Here is an 18,687-nt window from a genome sequence, read left to right on the forward strand (position 1 = left end):
CCATGCTGCTCACGGTCGACGTGCGGAACACCAACATCGTTCTCGGTCTGTTTTCCGGAACTGGTGAGCATTCGAAGCTGTTGCAGGACTGGCGAATGCGAACCGACCCTCGGATGACTGCCGACGAGTTGGCGTTGACCTTCCGTGGGCTGTTGGGTACCCATGTCGATCAGATCGCCGGCGTCGCCGCACTGTCGACGGTGCCATCCGTCTTGCGTGAGATCCGCGTCATGCTCGAGCGGTACTGGGGTCATGTTCCCCATGTCGTGGTCGAGCCGGGCGTGCGCACCGGGGTGCCACTGCTGGTGGACAACCCCAAAGAAGTCGGAGCCGACCGGATCGTCAACAGCCTTGCCGCGCACCATCTTTACGAGGGTCCGTGCATCGTCGTGGACTTCGGCACGTCGACCTGTGTCGACGTCGTTTCCGCCAAGGGTGAGTTCCTGGGCGGCTGTATCGCGCCCGGGCTCGAGATCTCGACCGACGCCTTGGCGTCGCAGTCTGCTGCGTTGCGCAAGGTCGAATTGGTGCGTCCTCGTTCGGTGGTCGGGAAGAACACCGTCGAATGCATGCAGTCCGGCGCGGTATTCGGCTTTGCGGGCCTCGTGGACGGACTGGTCAACCGCGTACGCGACGAACTGCCCGAATTCGGTGGTGACGACGTCTCCGTGATCGCAACCGGGGACAGTGCACCGCTGATCATCCCCGAATCCGACACCATCGATCACTTCGAACGCGACCTCACCCTCGAAGGGCTGAGGTTGGTCTTCGAGCGCAATCAGGCGCGTCGCGGATCCGGTCGACGACCGGTCGCCTGATCGATGGTTTTGCTCCAGCAGTTTCGCGATTACGAAAGTTATGCCACAATGGTGCTCGTGAATCGCTGCATGGGTGCTCAGGAGTGTTGTCGAGGCTGACCGCTGCCTTGACCAATTCACACTCCTTGGAGCTAGCTCGTGCTATCCACATATTCTGCAGATCTCTCTGTTTTGGCCCCGACTCTTACTGCTGATCGCACTGTTTCCGCAGGTCGTGGCATCAATCGTGGGCCCTCCGGACGTCGCCCGAGCGGTGCCTCGTTGCCCACCCGCCTTCGCCCGGCCGATTTGCTGCGACTGACCGACGAGGGAGCAAACGGCGTGCTCGACGGCCGTTTCGATCACCTCATCCCCGACGCCTTCCCGACGCTCGACCGTTGGTCCACCCGCCTGCACGCGGACGACGACGTCGATGTGTGGCTCATCAGCTGGGTACCCGAACGCAATACCGAATTGCACGACCACGCAGGCTCGTTCGGCGCATTGACCGTTCTCAGTGGCTCTCTCACCGAATTCCGTTGGGCCGGTGACACCCTGGTGGAACGCCAGCTCGACGCCGGCGATCAGGCTTCGTTCCCGCTCGGATGGGTTCACGATGTCGTACGTTCGACGGATGCTCCCGGTGCTCCGGTCGAAATCAGCTCTGATGCACCGACTCTGAGTGTTCACGCCTACTCGCCGCCGCTGACGGCAATGTCCTTCTACGAAGTGACGGATCACCGGACACTTCGTCGCACCCGTACCGAGCTGACCGACCTGCCCGAGGGGGGCACCAAATGACCATCGACCAAATGCTCGACGACGCTCGCGCACAGATCGATCGTATGTACGTCTTCCAGCTCACCGAAGCCTTCCACCGCGGCGCGATCTTCGTCGACATTCGCCCGCAGGCGCAGCGTGCCATCGAGGGAACTCTTCCCGGCGCACTCGCGATCGAGCGGAACGTGCTCGAATGGCGCCTCGACCCCACCAGTAGCGCGCACCTTGCGCTGGCCACCGACCACGACGTCGAGTGGGTGATCGTGTGCTCGGAGGGTTACACCTCGAGCCTCGCCGCAGCGTCGTTGCAGCAGCTCGGCCTGCACAAGGCCACCGATCTGGTGGGCGGGTACCAGGCGATCAAGGCCGCCGGCCTGCTCGGTGCGCTCAGCGGAGTTCGTCATTGCTCCCGCGAGTTGGCGGCGGTTTCGGCTCACTGAGGTATTTGCTGTGCGCCTTTATTAACCGCGGGCGGTTAATAAAGGCGCACAGCGGGTCTGGCGGTACATCTTCGGGCTCACTCCGTGGTGGCGGGTGAACGCGGTTGTGAGGGCAAAAGGGCTCGAGTAGCCGACTTCTCGCGCGATCGACGACACCGTTCGCCCGGGGTCTGCCAGTAGATCCGCGGCCACGGACAGTCGCCACTCGGTCAGGTATCCAACCGGCCCGATTCCCATGAGGTTGGTGAAACGGCGAGCAAAGGCTGCTCGCGAACTGCCGGCTTCCTGAGCCAGGCTCGCGACTGTCCAGGAGTGTTCCGGCCGATTGTGCATGAGCCGCAAGGCATGTCCGACGACTGGATCTTCGTAGGCCTTGATCCATCGCGGTGATCGATCCGGGTTCTCGGCGAACCACGTTCGGACCGCCGAGATCAGGACCAGGTCCAGGAGCCTGTCCAACAACACCTCCTGCCCGGGGCCGTCGGAGGCGATCTGTTGCTCCAGAAGCGTTGTCATCGGCTCGGTTTCGATACTGCGTCGCACGACCGCGACGGGTGTCAGGCTGTCGAGGATCTGGCGGCTGACGTAGGAGTCCAAACGGTATGTGCCCGTGAGCATGACGGTCTCGCCGCTCGTCGAGTTGCCCCAAGTGCGAACCCCGAGCACTGACATGTCCTCGAGTGGTGTGCCGTCGACCGCGGCGCAGTTCTGCGCTTCGTCGATGAGTACGTGGACTGGGGTGCCGGGTTGATCAGCGACGGTATAGGGATCAGGACCTCGCAGAAGTGCCACGTCGCCGGCTCCGAGATTCTCGGTCTGTCCGGTGTCGGAGACGACAACAGCCGTGCCTCGAACCAGAATCAGCACGGTGACGGGTGCGTGGTCCTCGATACGTAACGACCACGGCGGATCGAGCAACGAGCGCAATAGAAATGCACCTTCCGCCCGCGACCCGGCCAGCATCATCGACAATGCATCCATAATTCGACGGTAGACGCTGGCGTATGTTTTTGCGACCTTCGGCTATGGATCGTATTGCCGTCGCGCGGTCGAATGAGTTCATGACTTCAACAAGTGAAATTCAGTCGGCAGCGGTGATCGGTGGTACCGGCAAGACCGGTGCGCGCGTTGCGCAGAGGCTGACGGCGGTGGGAATCCGTACCCGAATCGCGTCGAGAACATCCGGGACACTTTTCGACTGGAACGATCAGACGACGTGGCGGCCCGCGGTGTCCGGCGCCGAAGTGGCATACGTGACGTATGCGCCAGATCTGGCTGTTCCGGGATCGAGCACACACATCGAGGAGTTTGCGAATCTCGCGGATCGCGAAGGGGTTCGCCGCATGGTGCTCCTGTCCGGGCGCGGTGAACCCGCGGCGCAGAAAGCCGAACAGGTTCTCGCCGACAGCGGTCTGGAATGGGCTGTGGTGCGGGCCAGTTGGTTTGCCCAGAACTTCAGTGAGGGGTATCTGCTCGATCCGATCAGGGGAGGCCACCTGGCACTTCCGGTCGGTGAGGTGGGGGAGCCCTTCATCGACGTCGACGATCTCGCCGACGTGGCGGTGGCCGCATTGACTCGAACCGATCTCCTCGGCCAAGTCCTCGAGGTGACAGGTCCGGAGTTGCTCACTTTTGCGGCAGCAGTGGATGCGATCTCGACGGAGTCGGGTCGCCGCGTGACATTCGAAAGAATTGGACTCCAACAGTTTTCCGACGGCATGGCGGAAGTCGGCGTCCCGAGTGATGTCGTGGAGTTGCTCACTTACTTGTTTGTCGAGGTTCTCGACGGACGAAATCAAAGTGTGACCGGCGTCGTCGAAGGGGTCCTGGAACGACCCGCTCGCGATTTCACCACTTTTGCCGCCGAGGCCGCTCGAACAGGGGTTTGGTCATGAAGAAGTCCGAGATCATTCTGGAGCTGTTGCTCGGCGTGACTGCGCTCGGCGCGCTCGTTGCCGGTGGTGCGTTGTTTGCCTTCTCTTCCTTCGTGATGCCCGCCCTGCGGTCGGTGGATGCACATACCGCGATCACGTCGATGCAGGCGATCAACGTCGAAGCGCCGCGTAGTGCATTGATGCTGCCGCTGGTCGGATCGGCGCTCGCCGCGATCGCCGCTGGAATCTGGACATCGATCTCCAGGCCGGACGGCTGGGTCCTTGCTGTTGTCGGTTGCGTCGGGGTGCTCGCGTCCTTCGCGGTGACCGCGATCTACCACGTCCCTCGCAACGACGCGTTTGCCTCGGTCAGCGCTACCGACGCAGCCGCATGGGCGTCGTACGAGGCGGGCTGGACTATGTGGAATCACGTTCGGGTCGGGCTGTACGTGCTGTCGGGAATCGTGCTCGCGGTGGCCGCGGTGCTACCAGCAACAAACGCGGTGGACACGGCCCAGTAGTCTTGTACCCCGTGAGTGATGTAGAAGCCCAGCCAGTCGACGACACCCCCGAGCAGCTCCGTATCCGGCGCGAGAAGCGTGAACGGATCCTGGCGCAGGGGCAGGAGGCGTACCCGGTTTCGGTCGATCGCACCCACACGCTCGCGCAGATCCGCGCGGAGTACCCGGAACTCGAGCCGGACACGGCGACTGGTGTGTTGGTCGGAGTCGTCGGCCGCGTCATCTTCATGCGCAATACCGGCAAGCTGTGCTTCGCGACTCTGCAGGAAGGCGACGGCACCCAGCTGCAGGCCATGATCAGCCTCGCCGGCGTCGGCGAAGAGGCACTGGCTGCCTGGAAGTCCGACGTCGACCTCGGCGACTTCGTCTTCATTCACGGTGAGGTCATCAGCTCCCGTCGCGGCGAGCTCAGCGTGATGGCCGACGCCTGGCAGATCGCATCCAAGTCGCTTCGCCCCCTGCCGGTTGCGCACAAGGAGATGAGCGAAGAGTCCCGTGTGCGTCAGCGTTACGCAGACCTGATCGTTCGCCCCGAGGCTCGAGACAACGCCCGCAAGCGTGTTGCTGTCGTCCGTGCGTTGCGCAATGCGCTCGAGAGTCGCGGCTTCCTCGAGGTCGAGACGCCGATGCTGCAGACGCTGCACGGCGGGGCGGCGGCTCGCCCGTTCGTCACGCACTCGAACGCCCTCGACATCGACCTGTACCTGCGTATCGCGCCGGAACTGTTCCTCAAGCGTTGCGTCGTCGGCGGTATCGAGAAGGTCTTCGAGATCAATCGCAACTTCCGCAACGAGGGCGTCGACTCCACCCACTCGCCCGAGTTCGCAATGCTCGAGACGTACGAGGCTTACGGCACGTACGACGATTCCGCGAAGATGATTCGTGAACTCGTCCAGGAAGTTGCGCAGGAAGCATTCGGCACGCAGGTCCTCACTCTCGCCGACGGTTCCGAGTACGACGTCAGTGGTGAGTGGCAGGTTCTCGAGATGTACCCGTCGTTGTCGGCGGCCATCGGCGCCGAGGTCACCCCGGATACGACGGTCGACGAGCTTCTCGCTTTGGCGGAGAAGGTCGGCCTCGAGGTTCCCAAGGACAAGGGTTACGGCCACGGCAAGCTTGTCGAGGAGCTGTGGGAGCACCAGTGCGGCGATCAGCTGTACGTGCCGACGTTTGTTCGTGACTTCCCGGTCGAGACGTCGCCCCTGACCCGCGATCACCGCAGCAAGAAGGGTGTCACCGAGAAGTGGGACCTGTACATCCGCGGATTCGAGTTGGCGACCGGCTACTCCGAACTTGTCGACCCGGTCATTCAGCGTGAGCGCTTTGTCGATCAGGCGCGCCTCGCGTCGGCCGGCGACGACGAAGCGATGGTGCTGGACGAGGAGTTCCTCGCCGCGATGGAACAGGGCATGCCGCCAACAACGGGCACCGGCATGGGAATCGATCGACTGCTGATGGCTTTGACCGGCCTCGGTATTCGCGAGACGATCCTCTTCCCGATCGTCCGTCCTTCCGCTCGCTAGCTTTACTTCGATCAAGGTTCGGCCGCACATGTTGCGGCCGAACCTTTTTCAGTTGGGACGCTCCTAAGGGATTCGGTACGGTTCGTAGTCTTCGTCCCCGTCAGATATCGGCGGTGCGGAGAACCAGATGAATCTGGGTGAGTTCTTCAGCTCGACCAGTTCAGCAGGGAGCGCTCGAAGTTGGGATTCGATTTGTTCCCAACGACATTCGCCTGCCGCCACCCTTGCTGCATAGTGGCGAAGTTCGGCTGAGGCTTCGGGTCTGTCGGCAAGAAAGTTCAGCAAGTGGTCGGTGACGTCGATCCGGGAGTCCCAGTCCCCGTCCGTGACCCGGTCCAACTTGATCGCTGCATCGGCCACCGCGGCCGCTGCTTTCATGATCTTGTCGTAGCTGCTGCGCAGCTCGGGAGGTATCTCGGAGTTCATACGGCATCAGCCCACGGATCGCGACCGGTCCCCGGGTTGTAGCCGGTCTTCGGCGTATTCAACACCCCCTCCGCATCCGCGACACCGGCGATCGACAGGCCGAGTTCGGTCTTCTTCTTCGCGTCGTCGAGTGTGTCGACGACCGGTGCGAGTAACCGTTCGGACATCTCGCTCAGCTTGCCGGATGGTGAGGTGACGAGATCGAGGAACTCCTTCAAACATTCGACCAGGACTCGGATATCGTCGACAATTTCCTGAACTTTCTGTGCGGTCGAGAATGCTGCGCTGACCAGTTCTACCGTGATGATGGATGGTCCGGCATACGGAACTCGGCGAAGAACCCATTTCATCGCCGATGTCCCGTCGGTAATTTGAACCTGATCATCGAGTTTTCGTTCCAAGAATCGAAGGGCTGATTCGACACCGCGTCGAATCTGATCCGAGAGAACGTACAGAATCTCTTTGACGACTCGACCGTGTGGGCCTTCCCATTTCAACGCTTCCGACAGTTTGCGTGAGTATCCGTCGAACGACTGGGCGGCAAGGCCGTCCCAGCTCTCGCCGACTCGCTTCGTTCCGTCTTCGAGATTCAAGCCGCATTTTTCGATGCCGTCGCCGCCGGTTTTGTATGCGTCGCCGATCCGTTTGAGCTCGTTCCAATTACCGCTCAGCGGTGCAACCAGTCGTTCCAGCGGGCTCCATCCGGTCACAATCTTGAATCCGTTGTCGACGTCTCCCACCCACCCCGCAGATTCCGCGATGACCTTTCGGATGTCGTCGGTCGCAGACTGGGGTGGTGGAAAGTCGACGGCGTTTGCCGGCTTGAACTCTGCTGGACTGTCGTACGGCACGGCGGGGCCAGATATTGGATTCTCGGAATTGTAGGGCGACATGTCCACAATTGACATTTCACTGTGCGCGTTCAGCGCATCGTAGTTTCGCTTCTCTTGATCGTGGTACATCCACGCAGCACGATTGAGATGCATGCCGGTAGTAGCGCAATCGGATGCCAAGTTGGCATAGCGGCGGTAGGTGACATCGGTGTACGTCTGGAGTGGCGTTGAGAGTAGTCGCATCAACTCGCCATCAAAATCTCCGAACGGAGCGGTGTGGTGCAATACCAAGCGGCAGCCGACGCCAGCGTCCTCGCCGATCTGAGTAGCAAGTTTCGACAGCCCGGCGATTTCGCTCGAATCGGCGGTAAAGGATTCATCCATGCGCGGTCGCCTGAGTTTCGGACTTTCGTATTGTTGCGATGATTTGGTCGATCGTGCTCTGGTTGAGTGTGTCAGGTAGTCCCTGATCTGACTGGACAAGGAAGACCATGACCTCGGCTGTGGAGTAACCGGGTGTGGTGACGACATCGAATTGTGCTGAGGGCGGATCGCATTCGTTGTCCGCCGAGATATTGGTGGCGATTGCGGTGTATCGGATCGCAGGGCGTCCGGAGATGGTGAAATTCGTGGGTCCGCTGTAAGCGATGCTGGCGCGAGTGCCGTTCTTGGCGGCGAAGATTGCCTCGGCTTTGTGGACCCATTCTTGTGCTGCGGTGTCGATGTCGACGCCGTTGCGCCCTGTGGCCCCAGTCAGGGCGAGGGTGCTGCCATCAACGGCCGAGCAATAGTTTCTTCTGTACTGGCCGAGCGCACCAAATGTAACCGGACCCCATTTCGTATTCCATCCAGCGGCTGAGGTTGCGGCGTTCTTCCAGTCGGCCGGGATGTCGTATGTGAGGCCGAATTTGGTGGCTATGGGTTGGGGTTGGCCGGGTTCGACCTCGATTTTGGGTGGTGGTCGATCCAGTGATGGGAATCCCGGTGGCAGTGGTGGGGGCGGCGTTGTGCTTGTTGTGTTGACGGGTGGGGCGAGTGCGGTTGCGAGTGATTCCGCTGGTGGGAGTTCGTCGGTGTGTGCGTTGCTGATGTGTCCCATGATGAAAAAGAATGCGTAGAGTCCGGCGATGGCTCCGCCGATTCGGAGTAGCGCTCGGTAGAGGTCTTTTCTCGAGCCGTCTTCTGTCATGATTCCCCCCGTCTGGATGCATCCCCCGATGCGTTCCGGGGACTTTACCGTCTACCGCGCAACGACGTCGGTAGGCGGTAGCGCGTCAATCTGTTGTTCGACGGATTGTTGAAATGATTTGGTCGATCGTGTCCTGGGCGAGGGCGTTAGGCAGCCCCTGATGCGATTGGACGAGGAAGATCATGACCTCGGCTGTGGCGTAACTGGGTGTTTCGACGATGTCGAATGTTGCGGAGGGCGGGTCGCATTCGTTGTCGGCGGGGATATTTGTTGCGGTTGCTGTGTATCGGATCGCAGGGCGTCCGGAGATGGTGAATTCGGTGGGCTTGCTGTATGCGACGTTGGCGGTGTTGCCCTTTTTGTCGGTGAAGATTGCTTGGGCTTTGTGGACCCATTCTTGTGCTGCGGTGTCGATGTCGACGCCGTTCCGTCCAGTCGCTCCCGTCATCGTGAGTTTTGCGCCGTCGGAAGCCTCGCAGAAATCGTAGGCATATTCGCCGATCGCACCGAAGGCGATCAATCCCGCTGCCGTGCTCCATCCGGCAATTGCGTCCGAACCGTTACGCCAGTCTGGCGGAATGTCTTATGTGAGACCGAATTTGGTGGCTATGGGCTGGCGTTGGCCGGGTTCGACCTCGATTTTGGGTGGTGGTCGATCCAGTGATGGGAATCCCGGTGGCAGTGGTGGGGGCGGCGTTGTGCTTGTGATGTTGACGGGTGGGGCGAGTGCGGTTGCGAGTGATTCCGCTGGTGGGAGTTCGTCGGTGTGTGCGTTGCTGATGTGTCCCATGATGAATGATTCCCCCTCCGGATGCATCCCCCGATGCGTCGCGAAGAGTGTATCGGCACTGTCCTTGTCGCAAGACAAGTCAATCGGCATACCCGGTGGTGAGTAGTCCCAATCATCCGGATCAGCCGAGACAGGACGTTTGTCCAGGTGCTATTGTCGCTGCTTATCGAAGGATCCGGGGAGGAATGGTCGTGGTGAAAAAGGTTGTTGTCACGATGGTTGACGATCTGGACAAGAAATCGCCCGCTGACGAAACTGTCGAGTTTTCCGTCGACGGAGTTGCATACGAAATCGATCTGACCGCCGCCAACGCCGCGGAACTGCGTGATGCACTGAAAAAGTGGATTCCCCATGCAAGAAAGTCGAATTCAGCCAAATCGGTCAACGGGTCGGTGGCCAAATCGCGCCCGGTTGCCGACCGCGATCAGAGTGCCGCCATCCGTGAATGGGCCAAGGGAGCGGGTTTCGAGATCTCGGCCCGGGGACGTATTTCCACCGAGGTGCGCCGAGCCTACGAAAAGGCCGTCTGAAATGGATCGCGAATGGATTCGGGCGCATTTTCCCGAAACGGATTGGTAACGCGTTCTAGTTTGTTAGCGTCTGCACGGTTCGCATCTCTCGCAGAGGAGTCGGTCGTGCACAGAATCAGGTTGTTCGGGGGCGTGGTTCTTGCCGCTCTGATGCTCGTCGGGTTCACGTCCGTGGCTTCGGCTCAGGCTCCGTTGCCCGTGCCCAACGCATTCCTCGCAGGAGTTCCTCAGGAGTTGGGAAATCCTGGCGGTTCAGCTCCTGGATCCAATGACTTTTCATGCAAACCGACTGCCGAACATCCCAATCCGGTTGTGCTCGTTCACGGAACCGGTGGAAACAGGCAGACCAACTGGGCCACCTATGCGCCGTTGCTCGCCAACGAGGGCTACTGCGTCTTCGCGCTGACGTACGGCAACTTCCCCGAGCAGCCGTGGCCGTTGTCAGCCATCGGCGGAATGCAGGAAATTCCTTCCAGCGCAGCGCAATTGTCGAATTTCGTCGATCAAGTTCTTGGTGCTACCGGCGCAACGTCGGTGGATCTCATCGGACATTCGCAAGGCACGATCATCAACGGGTACTACGCGAAGTTCCTCGGCGGTGCTGACAAAGTGGACAACGTCGTCTCGGTGGCATCGCTGTGGAAGGGAACCCTCGGAAACGAGCAGGCAAGTATCGGCCGCAGCCTTCGCGAACTAGGGGTATCCGAGGCAGCGCAGGCCGGATTCCCGATCTGCAAGGCGTGTCTGAACATGGGAGCCGGTTCGGAGTTCATCGAAAATCTCCGTGCGGGAGGCGTTTACGCGCCGGGCGTTCACTACACGAACATCACGACTCGCTACGACGAGCTGGTGCTGCCGTATACAAATGGTCTCGAGTCCGGGCCGAACGCCACCAACATCGTCGTTCAGGACGGTTGTGAGCAAGACATCTCCGATCACCTCGCCATCGCGGCATCGCTGCGCGCCGCGACTTTTGCTCTCAATGCACTCGACCCCGCGCATCAGCGGCCGGTACCGTGCAACTCGGTATTGCCCGTCGTGGGTTGAGCAATATGCGGAGGCCTTCGGTGGGGATCAGAACATGTGTGGGCGCTCTCTTCCTAGCGGCGGCCGTGGCCGCGTCCGCCGCGCCTCTCGCGTCGGCGAACGAACCTCTCCCCGTTCCGTCGGGCTTCTTCAGCGGAATCGCCCTCGAAGCGACTAACCCGGGTGGATCGGCTCCCGGTACCAACGATTTCTCATGCAAGCCTTCCGCTGCTCATCCTGATCCGGTAGTCCTCGTGCACGGGACGGCAGCCAACCGTCAGACCAACTGGGGCGTACTCGCACCCGCACTGGCCAACGAGGGGTACTGCGTTTTCGCGCTCACCTTCGGGAATCGAACGGACCAGCCGTGGCCGATTTCCGCAGCCGGTGGTCTCGCGCCACTCGGAGACAGCGCAGGGCAACTGTCGGAATTCGTCGACGACGTCCTCTCGTCGACGGGTGCCTCGAAGGTCGACCTGATCGGACACTCTCAGGGAACGACGGTCAGTGCGTACTACGCCAAGTTCCTCGGCGGCGACGCGAAGGTTTCCACGATCGTCTCCATCGCTCCGTTGTGGGACGGCTCGGAGGTCGGCCCGCCCGAAGGCGTCGGGGGACCGGATTTCGACAACGCCACCTTCGTGACCGAACTGCGCGACGCCGGCGTTTACTCCGACGACGTCGAGTACACCAACATCGTGACTCGGTTCGACCAAGTGGTCGTTCCGTACAGCAGCGGAATACTCGCCGCGTCGAACGCGTCGAACATAGTTGTTCAGGACGGTTGCGAACAGGACCTGTCGGATCACATCGCGCTGGTGGCGTCGCAACGAACAGCGACTCTGACGCTCAACGCGCTGGATCCGTCGAATCCGCGTGAGGTGCCGTGCGCTCGGGTACTCCCGATATTCGGCTGATCAGGCGTCGAAAATCGCTGTTCGCTTCAGGCGTACAGGAACCGGGAAACGATTCCCTCAGCTGCGACGTTGTGAACGGTAAGCAGTCCGGCTTCCGCCGCCAATCGGGTGGAGGAGCAGCAGGTGGACTTCGCGCCCTCTAGAGTAATAAGTGGGGTCGTGCAACCTTTGTCGATTCGTGGACGTCAGTCCGCTGACCGGCGAGGCGATCAGTCTGTAGTGCCGGAGCGAAACGCGGCGACCAGGGACGAGACATCCGGTCTCGAACCTGCCCGCCGGAGAGTGTGAGGGAGAGCGATGTTCGAGAGGTTCACCGATCGCGCGCGGCGCGTTGTTGTCCTGGCTCAAGAAGAAGCCAGGATGCTCAACCACAACTACATCGGCACGGAGCACATCCTTCTCGGCCTCATTCACGAGGGCGAAGGTGTTGCAGCCAAGTCGTTGGAGTCGTTGGGTATCTCCCTCGAGGGAGTCCGCAGCCAGGTCGAGGAGATCATCGGCCAGGGCCAGCAGGCTCCGTCCGGTCACATCCCCTTCACACCGCGCGCCAAGAAAGTCCTCGAGCTGAGTCTGCGCGAAGCGCTGCAGCTCGGACACAACTACATCGGTACGGAGCACATCCTGCTCGGTCTCATCCGCGAGGGTGAGGGCGTAGCAGCCCAGGTTCTGGTCAAGCTCGGTGCCGATCTCAACCGCGTCCGCCAGCAGGTCATCCAGCTGCTGTCGGGCTACCAAGGCAAAGAGCCCACCGAAACCGGTGGCACCCGCGGAGAGGCCGGCACGCCGTCCACCTCGCTCGTGCTCGACCAGTTCGGTCGCAACCTGACGCAAGCTGCCCTCGAAGGCAAGCTGGACCCGGTCATCGGCCGCTCGAAGGAAATCGAGCGTGTCATGCAGGTTCTCTCGCGTCGTACCAAGAACAACCCGGTTCTCATCGGTGAACCCGGTGTCGGTAAGACCGCTGTGGTCGAGGGCCTGGCTCAGGCAATCGTCAACGGTGAGGTCCCCGAGACCCTCAAGGACAAGCAGCTGTACACGCTCGACCTCGGGTCGCTCGTGGCCGGCAGCCGTTACCGCGGTGACTTCGAAGAGCGCCTGAAGAAGGTTCTCAAGGAGATCAACACCCGCGGCGACATCATCCTGTTCATCGACGAGCTGCACACTCTCGTGGGTGCGGGCGCGGCCGAGGGCGCTATCGACGCGGCCTCCATCCTCAAGCCCAAGCTTGCCCGCGGTGAGCTGCAGACCATCGGTGCCACCACTCTCGACGAGTACCGCAAGTACATCGAGAAGGATGCCGCTCTCGAGCGTCGTTTCCAGCCCGTTCAGGTGGGCGAACCGACCGTCGAGCACACCATCGAGATCCTCAAGGGGCTTCGTGACCGCTACGAGGCTCACCACCGTGTGTCCATCACGGACGGTGCTCTCGTGGCAGCGGCGACGCTGGCCGACCGCTACATCAACGACCGCTTCTTGCCGGACAAGGCGATCGACCTCATCGACGAGGCGGGCGCGCGAATGCGCATCCGTCGGATGACTGCACCGCCGGACCTGCGCGAATTCGACGATCGCATCGCCGACGCGCGTCGCGAGAAGGAGTCCGCGATCGACGCGCAGGACTTCGAGAAGGCCGCGAACCTGCGTGACAAGGAGAAGACCCTCGTCGCTCAGCGCGCCGAGCGTGAGAAGCAGTGGCGTGCGGGCGACCTGGACGTCATCGCCGAGGTCGACGACGAGCAGATCGCCGAGGTTCTGGGCAACTGGACCGGCATCCCCGTCTTCAAGCTCACCGAGGAGGAGACCACTCGTCTGCTCCGCATGGAAGAGGAACTGCACAAGCGGATCATCGGCCAGGAAGAGGCAGTCAAGTCCGTCTCGAAGGCGATCCGTCGTACGCGTGCAGGTCTGAAGGATCCCAAGCGTCCCTCGGGCTCGTTCATCTTCGCCGGCCCGTCCGGTGTCGGTAAGACCGAGCTCGCGAAGTCGCTCGCCAACTTCCTGTTCGGCGACGACGACGCTCTGATCCAGATCGACATGGGCGAGTTCCACGACCGCTTCACCGCTTCGCGTCTGTTCGGTGCCCCTCCCGGGTACGTCGGATACGAAGAGGGTGGCCAGCTCACCGAGAAGGTGCGTCGCAAGCCGTTCAGCGTTGTGCTGTTCGACGAGATCGAGAAGGCACACCAGGAGATCTACAACACCCTCCTGCAGGTGCTCGAGGACGGCCGTCTCACCGACGGTCAGGGTCGTACCGTCGACTTCAAGAACACAGTGCTGATCTTCACGTCCAACCTCGGTACTTCGGACATCTCCAAGGCAGTCGGCCTGGGCTTCAGCTCGGGAACGGGCACGGAGTCGAACTACGAGCGCATGAAGCTCAAGGTTCACGACGAACTGAAGAAGCACTTCCGCCCCGAGTTCTTGAACCGTATCGACGACATCGTCGTCTTCCATCAGCTCACGAACGAGCAGATCGTTCAGATGGTCGACCTGATGCTCGCTCGCGTCGAGGCGGCTCTCAAGAACAAGGACATGGCCATGGAGGTCACCGACAAGGCCAAGTCGCTTCTGGCCAAGCGCGGATTCGATCCGGTACTGGGTGCACGACCGCTGCGTCGTACCATCCAGCGCGAGATCGAGGACCAGATGTCCGAGAAGATCCTCTTCGGAGAGATCGGACCGGGTCACATCGTGCTCGTCGACGTCGAGAACTGGGACGGCGAAGGCTCGGGCGAGGACGCGAAGTTCACGTTCACGCCCACCAAGAAGCCGATCGACGTGCCGGACGCACCGCCGATCGAGCTGACCAAGGCCGGCGAAAGCGAAAGCGCAGCAGAGTAGTACAGCAGAGTAAGTAACAAACGGGCGGCACCTCACCGGTGCCGCCCGTTTCGTGTATCACGGGAGAGGATGTGCACATGAACGACATCGAACTGGGTCATCTGCGCCGTTGCGTCGAATTGGCTTCGGAGGCATTGGATGCCGGTGACGAACCTTTCGGTTCCGTCCTGGCATCGGCCGACGGGACCTTTCTGGCGGAGGATCGCAACCGGATTGCGGGCGGCGACAACACCCGCCACCCCGAGTTCGAGCTGGCGCGGTGGGCGGCTCAATACCTGACGCCGGAAGAGCGCTCCACAGCAACGGTGTTCACCTCGGGCGAGCACTGCGCGATGTGTTCGGCAGCGCACGCATGGGTGGGACTGGGACGTATCGTCTACATCTGCTCTTCGGCCCAACTAGGCGACTGGCTCGCGGAGTGGGGTGTGGCTCCGGCACCGGTGAAGTCTTTGTCCGTCAACGAGGTTGCGCCGAACATCCCGGTCGAAGGCCCGGTACCGGAGTTGGTTCCGCAGGTGCGAGAACTGCATCGGAAGTTGCATTCGCAGAGCGCTTGACGGGCACACACAAACGGGCGGTACCTCGCTGGAGGAGCCGCCCGTTTGTGTGTGGAGTCAGGAAACTGCGTCGACTGCTCGAACCTTCTCTCGCAGTTCACCCTTGACGACCTTGCCGCTTGCATTGCGCGGCAGCGCTTCCACGACGACGATGTCCTTCGGGTGCTTGTAGCGCGCGAGCCGATCATTGAGGAAGATGCTCAGCTCCTCGATGGTCAGGTCCACGGCTGAACCTGGCGCCATCGCGACGATCGCGACCGGCACCTCACCCCACTTGGCGTCGGGGCGACCGACTACGGCGGCTTCGATGATCAATTCGTGTTCGTAGAGGACGTTTTCGACCTCGGCGCAATAGATGTTCTCTCCGCCGGAGATGATCATGTCCTTCTTGCGATCCACGACGTAGACGAAGCCTTCGTCGTCGACGCGAACGAGATCGCCCGAGTGGAACCATCCACCGTGGAAGGCGTCAGCAGTGGCGGTGGGGTTGTTCCAGTACTCGCTCATCATCGTGGGCCCGCGGTAGACGATTTCGCCGATCTCACCGGGTGCCACGTCGTCCATGTTCTCGTCGACGACTCTGGCCGAGATGGTCGGGATGACCCGACCGACGGATCCGAGCTTACGAATTGCATCCTCGCCGTCGAGAACGCAAGTGATGGGCGACATCTCGGTCTGACCGAAGACTGCGACATTGAACGCGTCGGGGAAGGTTTCGGCCATTGCCCGCAGGATCGTGTCGGACGACGGTGCGGCACCCCACGAGATGTTCTTCAGTGACAGTGCTCGAGGTTGCGCCTTCTGCACTGCGCACACGGCCTGCCATTGCACGGGCACGAGGAACAAACTGGTGACCTTCTCGGCTTCCAGAATGTCGAGTAACTGACCCGGGGCGAACGCGCCGACCGGGTGGATCACCGTGGTAGTGCCGAGTTGCAGGCTCGGTGCGATGGAACCGAGGGCCGCGATGTGGAACATGGGCGAGGCGCAGAAGCCGATGGAATCGGCATTGAACAAGTGGAAGGCCCTGATGCAGGTCAATGCTTGCGAAGACAGGTTCGAGTGGGAAAGCACCGAACCCTTGGGGCGACCGGTGGTTCCCGAGGTGTACATGATGAGAGCCGGAGTGTCGTCCGGGATGTCGACGAACGCGTGCTTCTCACCCTCTTCGCTGATCAGGTCCTCGTAGTTCAGGCTGTCGCCCTCGGCGGGGGCGCCCACGGTGATGGAGATGTCTATACCCTCGGACGCTGCGCGCGCGGCGCCGGCCAACGGAGCCAACGGTCCCTCGGCGACAATGACTTTGGAGCCGGAGTCGTTTACCAGGTAAGCGACCTCTGGTGGTGTCAGACGGAAGTTCACAGGAACAGCGATCGCGCCCAGCGCGTTGGTCGCGAGCACGACCTCGAGGTATTCGGGGCGGTTGAGCATCAGGATGAGCACGCGGTCGCCGAAGCTGACGCCGCGTCGGGCTAGGGCGTCTGCCAACTTCTCGACGCGTGCGTCGAGGGTGCTCCAGGTGATGGAATCCCCCAGGAATCGCAGTGCGGTGCGATCGGGAATCATCTGCGCATGCCTGGCGATCTGATTGTTCCAGTTGGTGCGGCGTGAACGCTGCGCCTCGGAGACTGCATCGGTGGAGGCCATCGATGGGTTCCTCTCATGCGTGGGTGATTGTGTGACTCAGGCTACAGTGAGCCGTCGAAGTGCACAGTGGTTTTGTTAACGAAAATTCGCAGCGGTCACTGGAAGTGCGGTGCACGCTTCTGGAGCATCGCCATCGCGCCTTCTTTGAAGTCCTCGCCAGTGAGAAGTTCTGCCTGACCCGTATTTTCGAGCTCCAGGGCGGCATCGAGGCGGTCCAACGTAGCCGCATTGAGTGCGCGTTTGGTGAGTTCGAGGGCGCGTCGAGGAGCCTTCGACGTGCGATCGGCGATCGACTGGATGTGTGCGTCGAACGCGTCGTCGGAGACGGTGCGGGACACGAGCCCGAAACGCTCGGCGTCCTCGGCGGAAACCCGCTCGCCCAGCAACGCCATCTCGGCCGCGCGGGCGCGTCCGATCGCCGCCGGTACCAGCGCGCTGGCACCGCCGTCGGGCATCAGGCCGATGTTGACGAACGAGAGAAGGAAGTAGGCGCTCGACGCTGCGTACGTCAGATCCGCGGCTAGGGCGATGGATACACCGACGCCGGCGGCCGGGCCGTTGACCGCAGCGATCACCGGGACCGGGGCGCTGGTGATGGCGCGAATCAGTGAAGCTGCCGCATCCATGACGACCTTCGGGTCTGCGGGGTTGACGGCCGCTGCGGCGAGGTCGGCTCCGGTGCAGAACGCGCGACCGGAGCCGGTGATGACGATGGTACGAACTGCCGGGTCTGTGCCGCCGTCGTGGACGGCGGCCGCGAAAGCGTTCATCGTGGGCAGATCGATCGCGTTCATGCGCTTGGGGCGATCGAAAGTCAATCGCAGTACGCCGTCGGTGATTTCGGAGCGGAAGCCAGCCTCGGCAGTGGCGGTCATGCCGCGCTCACCGCCGTCACGAATCCGGAAAGCCGTGAGGTGATGATGTGTTCGGCCTCCGACACAATACGGTCGATCATGTCGCCGACGGTCGGGATGTCGTTGATCAATCCCTGGCTTTGGCCGGCCGACCAGATGCCTGCATCGAGATCGCCGTCTTCGAAGACCTTGCGCCCGCGTGCTCCGGCGACCAGATGCTGAATGTCGCTGAACTCTGCGCCGCCGCGTGCCTCGATGTCGACGACCTCTGCGCTGATCGCATTCGCGGCCACGCGTGCCGTGTTGTGAAGGGTCCGGAAGATCAGCTTGGTATCACGCTCGGTGTTTGCGACAATCTGCTCTTTAACCGATTGTGCTACAGGGGATTCCACGGTGCACATGAATCGAGTTCCCATGTTGACGCCGTCCGCTCCGAGAGCAAGCGCCGCAACGAGTCCTCGGGAATCTGCGATTCCGCCCGAAGCGATCACGGGAATCGTGAGTTGCTGCGTGGCAGCCGGAATCAGAATCAGCCCTGGTATGTCGTCCTCACCTGGATGCCCGGCGCATTCGAAACCGTCGATGCTGACGGCGTCGACGCCCAGTCTCTCGGCCTTGACCGCATGTCGAACTGCAGTGCACTTGTGGATAACCTTCACGCCCGCGTCCTTGAAATGCGGAAGATGATCGATCGGATTGGAACCGGCAGTCTCGACGATCTTGATTCCGGATTCGATGATCGCCTGGCGGTATTCGGCGTACGGCGGCGGCGTGATCGACGGCAGAATAGTGAGATTGACGCCGAAAGGCTTGTCGGTGAGATCGCGGGTCCGAGCAATTTCCTTGACGAGGTCTTCCGGTGTGGGCTGGGTGAGGCCCGTCAAGAACCCGAGGGCACCGGAATTTGCCGTGGCCGCAACAAGTTCTGCGCGTCCTACCCACATCATGCCGCCCTGCACGATGGGATGGTCTACGCCGAACATCTCGGTGAATCGAGTGCGAATCATGTGCTCACAACTACTTTCTTACGGTCGGTCTATCGACGTCGAACCCTCTTGGGGGCAAGGAAAAACCCCACGCAGCATGGAATGAGCCCGCCAGCGGACTTCGTGCAAGTTTGTGCGAATCGTCACTAACATAAC

Annotated in this window: 19 protein-coding genes; 11 read left to right on the top strand and 8 right to left on the bottom strand. The window is 61.5% G+C overall.

Features of this window, described 5'->3' with window-relative positions:
* Positions 1-2: 2 nt before the first annotated feature.
* The 3 genes from ACFWAD_RS18155 to ACFWAD_RS18165 all read left to right on the top strand — a co-directional run bounded on the left by ACFWAD_RS18155 (position 3) and on the right by ACFWAD_RS18165 (position 2,017).
* Entirely contained in the window at positions 3-818 is an 816-nt protein-coding gene (locus ACFWAD_RS18155; protein WP_230816726.1) for a type III pantothenate kinase, read from the top strand.
* A gap of 219 nt (positions 819-1,037) precedes the next feature.
* On the top strand, positions 1,038-1,598 hold the full coding sequence (locus tag ACFWAD_RS18160; protein ID WP_378546682.1) for a cysteine dioxygenase: 561 nt from the start codon (positions 1,038-1,040) through the stop codon (positions 1,596-1,598).
* Entirely contained in the window at positions 1,595-2,017 is a 423-nt protein-coding gene (locus ACFWAD_RS18165; protein WP_003945445.1) for a rhodanese-like domain-containing protein, read from the top strand. Before ACFWAD_RS18160 ends, ACFWAD_RS18165 begins: the two co-directional genes overlap by 4 nt.
* Positions 2,018-2,038: 21 nt before the next feature.
* Here the strand turns inward: ACFWAD_RS18165 and ACFWAD_RS18170 are convergent, their stop codons facing one another.
* A complete protein-coding gene (locus ACFWAD_RS18170) occupies positions 2,039-2,998 on the bottom strand; it encodes an AraC family transcriptional regulator (RefSeq protein ID WP_378546247.1) in 960 nt (319 codons plus the stop codon).
* A gap of 80 nt (positions 2,999-3,078) precedes the next feature.
* Between ACFWAD_RS18170 and ACFWAD_RS18175 the strand changes: the two genes are divergently transcribed.
* From ACFWAD_RS18175 to lysS, 3 genes are read left to right on the top strand one after another with little or no spacing between them, the layout of a single operon-like run.
* Positions 3,079-3,912: an NAD(P)H-binding protein gene (locus tag ACFWAD_RS18175; protein WP_378546250.1), complete on the top strand. Its 834-nt coding sequence runs from the start codon at positions 3,079-3,081 to the stop codon at positions 3,910-3,912.
* Positions 3,909-4,412, top strand: coding sequence for a DUF1772 domain-containing protein (locus ACFWAD_RS18180; RefSeq protein WP_378546253.1), 504 nt, complete (start codon positions 3,909-3,911; stop codon positions 4,410-4,412). The genes ACFWAD_RS18175 and ACFWAD_RS18180 overlap by 4 nt, the downstream gene beginning before the upstream one ends.
* Positions 4,413-4,423: 11 nt before the next feature.
* Complete coding sequence (gene lysS, locus ACFWAD_RS18185) at positions 4,424-5,935, top strand: lysine--tRNA ligase (protein ID WP_116057298.1); 1,512 nt, start codon at positions 4,424-4,426, stop codon at positions 5,933-5,935.
* Between the two features lie 63 nt (positions 5,936-5,998).
* Here the strand turns inward: lysS and ACFWAD_RS18190 are convergent, their stop codons facing one another.
* The 4 genes from ACFWAD_RS18190 to ACFWAD_RS18205 form a co-directional block, all read right to left on the bottom strand.
* The gene (locus tag ACFWAD_RS18190; RefSeq protein ID WP_378546256.1) at positions 5,999-6,361 is read right to left on the bottom strand and encodes a hypothetical protein; all 363 of its coding nucleotides are present in this window, start codon (positions 6,359-6,361) and stop codon (positions 5,999-6,001) included.
* The gene (locus tag ACFWAD_RS18195) at positions 6,358-7,578 is read right to left on the bottom strand and encodes a hypothetical protein (protein WP_378546259.1); all 1,221 of its coding nucleotides are present in this window, start codon (positions 7,576-7,578) and stop codon (positions 6,358-6,360) included. Before ACFWAD_RS18195 ends, ACFWAD_RS18190 begins: the two co-directional genes overlap by 4 nt.
* On the bottom strand, positions 7,571-8,383 hold the full coding sequence (locus tag ACFWAD_RS18200) for a hypothetical protein (RefSeq protein WP_378546261.1): 813 nt from the start codon (positions 8,381-8,383) through the stop codon (positions 7,571-7,573). The genes ACFWAD_RS18195 and ACFWAD_RS18200 overlap by 8 nt, the downstream gene beginning before the upstream one ends.
* An 85-nt stretch (positions 8,384-8,468) precedes the next feature.
* Positions 8,469-8,903, bottom strand: a complete 435-nt coding sequence (locus ACFWAD_RS18205) for a hypothetical protein (RefSeq protein ID WP_378546264.1) — start codon at positions 8,901-8,903, stop codon at positions 8,469-8,471.
* 461 nt (positions 8,904-9,364) lie between these two features.
* Between ACFWAD_RS18205 and ACFWAD_RS18210 the strand changes: the two genes are divergently transcribed.
* The 5 genes from ACFWAD_RS18210 (at position 9,365) to ACFWAD_RS18230 (ending at position 15,044) form a co-directional block, all read left to right on the top strand.
* A complete protein-coding gene (locus ACFWAD_RS18210; protein ID WP_378546685.1) occupies positions 9,365-9,703 on the top strand; it encodes an Lsr2 family protein in 339 nt (112 codons plus the stop codon).
* Positions 9,704-9,808: 105 nt separating this feature from the next.
* Positions 9,809-10,750, top strand: coding sequence for an esterase/lipase family protein (locus tag ACFWAD_RS18215; RefSeq protein WP_378546267.1), 942 nt, complete (start codon positions 9,809-9,811; stop codon positions 10,748-10,750).
* A gap of 5 nt (positions 10,751-10,755) precedes the next feature.
* Positions 10,756-11,646: an esterase/lipase family protein gene (locus tag ACFWAD_RS18220; protein WP_378546270.1), complete on the top strand. Its 891-nt coding sequence runs from the start codon at positions 10,756-10,758 to the stop codon at positions 11,644-11,646.
* Positions 11,647-11,943: 297 nt separating this feature from the next.
* A complete protein-coding gene (locus ACFWAD_RS18225) occupies positions 11,944-14,487 on the top strand; it encodes an ATP-dependent Clp protease ATP-binding subunit (RefSeq protein ID WP_003945604.1) in 2,544 nt (847 codons plus the stop codon).
* Between the two features lie 77 nt (positions 14,488-14,564).
* Positions 14,565-15,044, top strand: coding sequence for a nucleoside deaminase (locus tag ACFWAD_RS18230; protein ID WP_378546273.1), 480 nt, complete (start codon positions 14,565-14,567; stop codon positions 15,042-15,044).
* A gap of 57 nt (positions 15,045-15,101) precedes the next feature.
* Here the strand turns inward: ACFWAD_RS18230 and fadD5 are convergent, their stop codons facing one another.
* The 3 genes from fadD5 to ACFWAD_RS18245 form a co-directional block, all read right to left on the bottom strand.
* Entirely contained in the window at positions 15,102-16,691 is a 1,590-nt protein-coding gene (fadD5, locus tag ACFWAD_RS18235) for a fatty-acid--CoA ligase FadD5 (RefSeq protein ID WP_378546276.1), read from the bottom strand.
* 95 nt (positions 16,692-16,786) lie between these two features.
* On the bottom strand, positions 16,787-17,566 hold the full coding sequence (locus ACFWAD_RS18240; protein ID WP_378546279.1) for an enoyl-CoA hydratase: 780 nt from the start codon (positions 17,564-17,566) through the stop codon (positions 16,787-16,789).
* Positions 17,563-18,552: an NAD(P)H-dependent flavin oxidoreductase gene (locus ACFWAD_RS18245; RefSeq protein ID WP_378546282.1), complete on the bottom strand. Its 990-nt coding sequence runs from the start codon at positions 18,550-18,552 to the stop codon at positions 17,563-17,565. Before ACFWAD_RS18245 ends, ACFWAD_RS18240 begins: the two co-directional genes overlap by 4 nt.
* Positions 18,553-18,687: the final 135 nt, after the last annotated feature.

Source organism: Rhodococcus sp. NPDC059969 (assembly GCF_042738325.1).
GTDB lineage: Bacteria > Actinomycetota > Actinomycetes > Mycobacteriales > Mycobacteriaceae > Rhodococcus_F.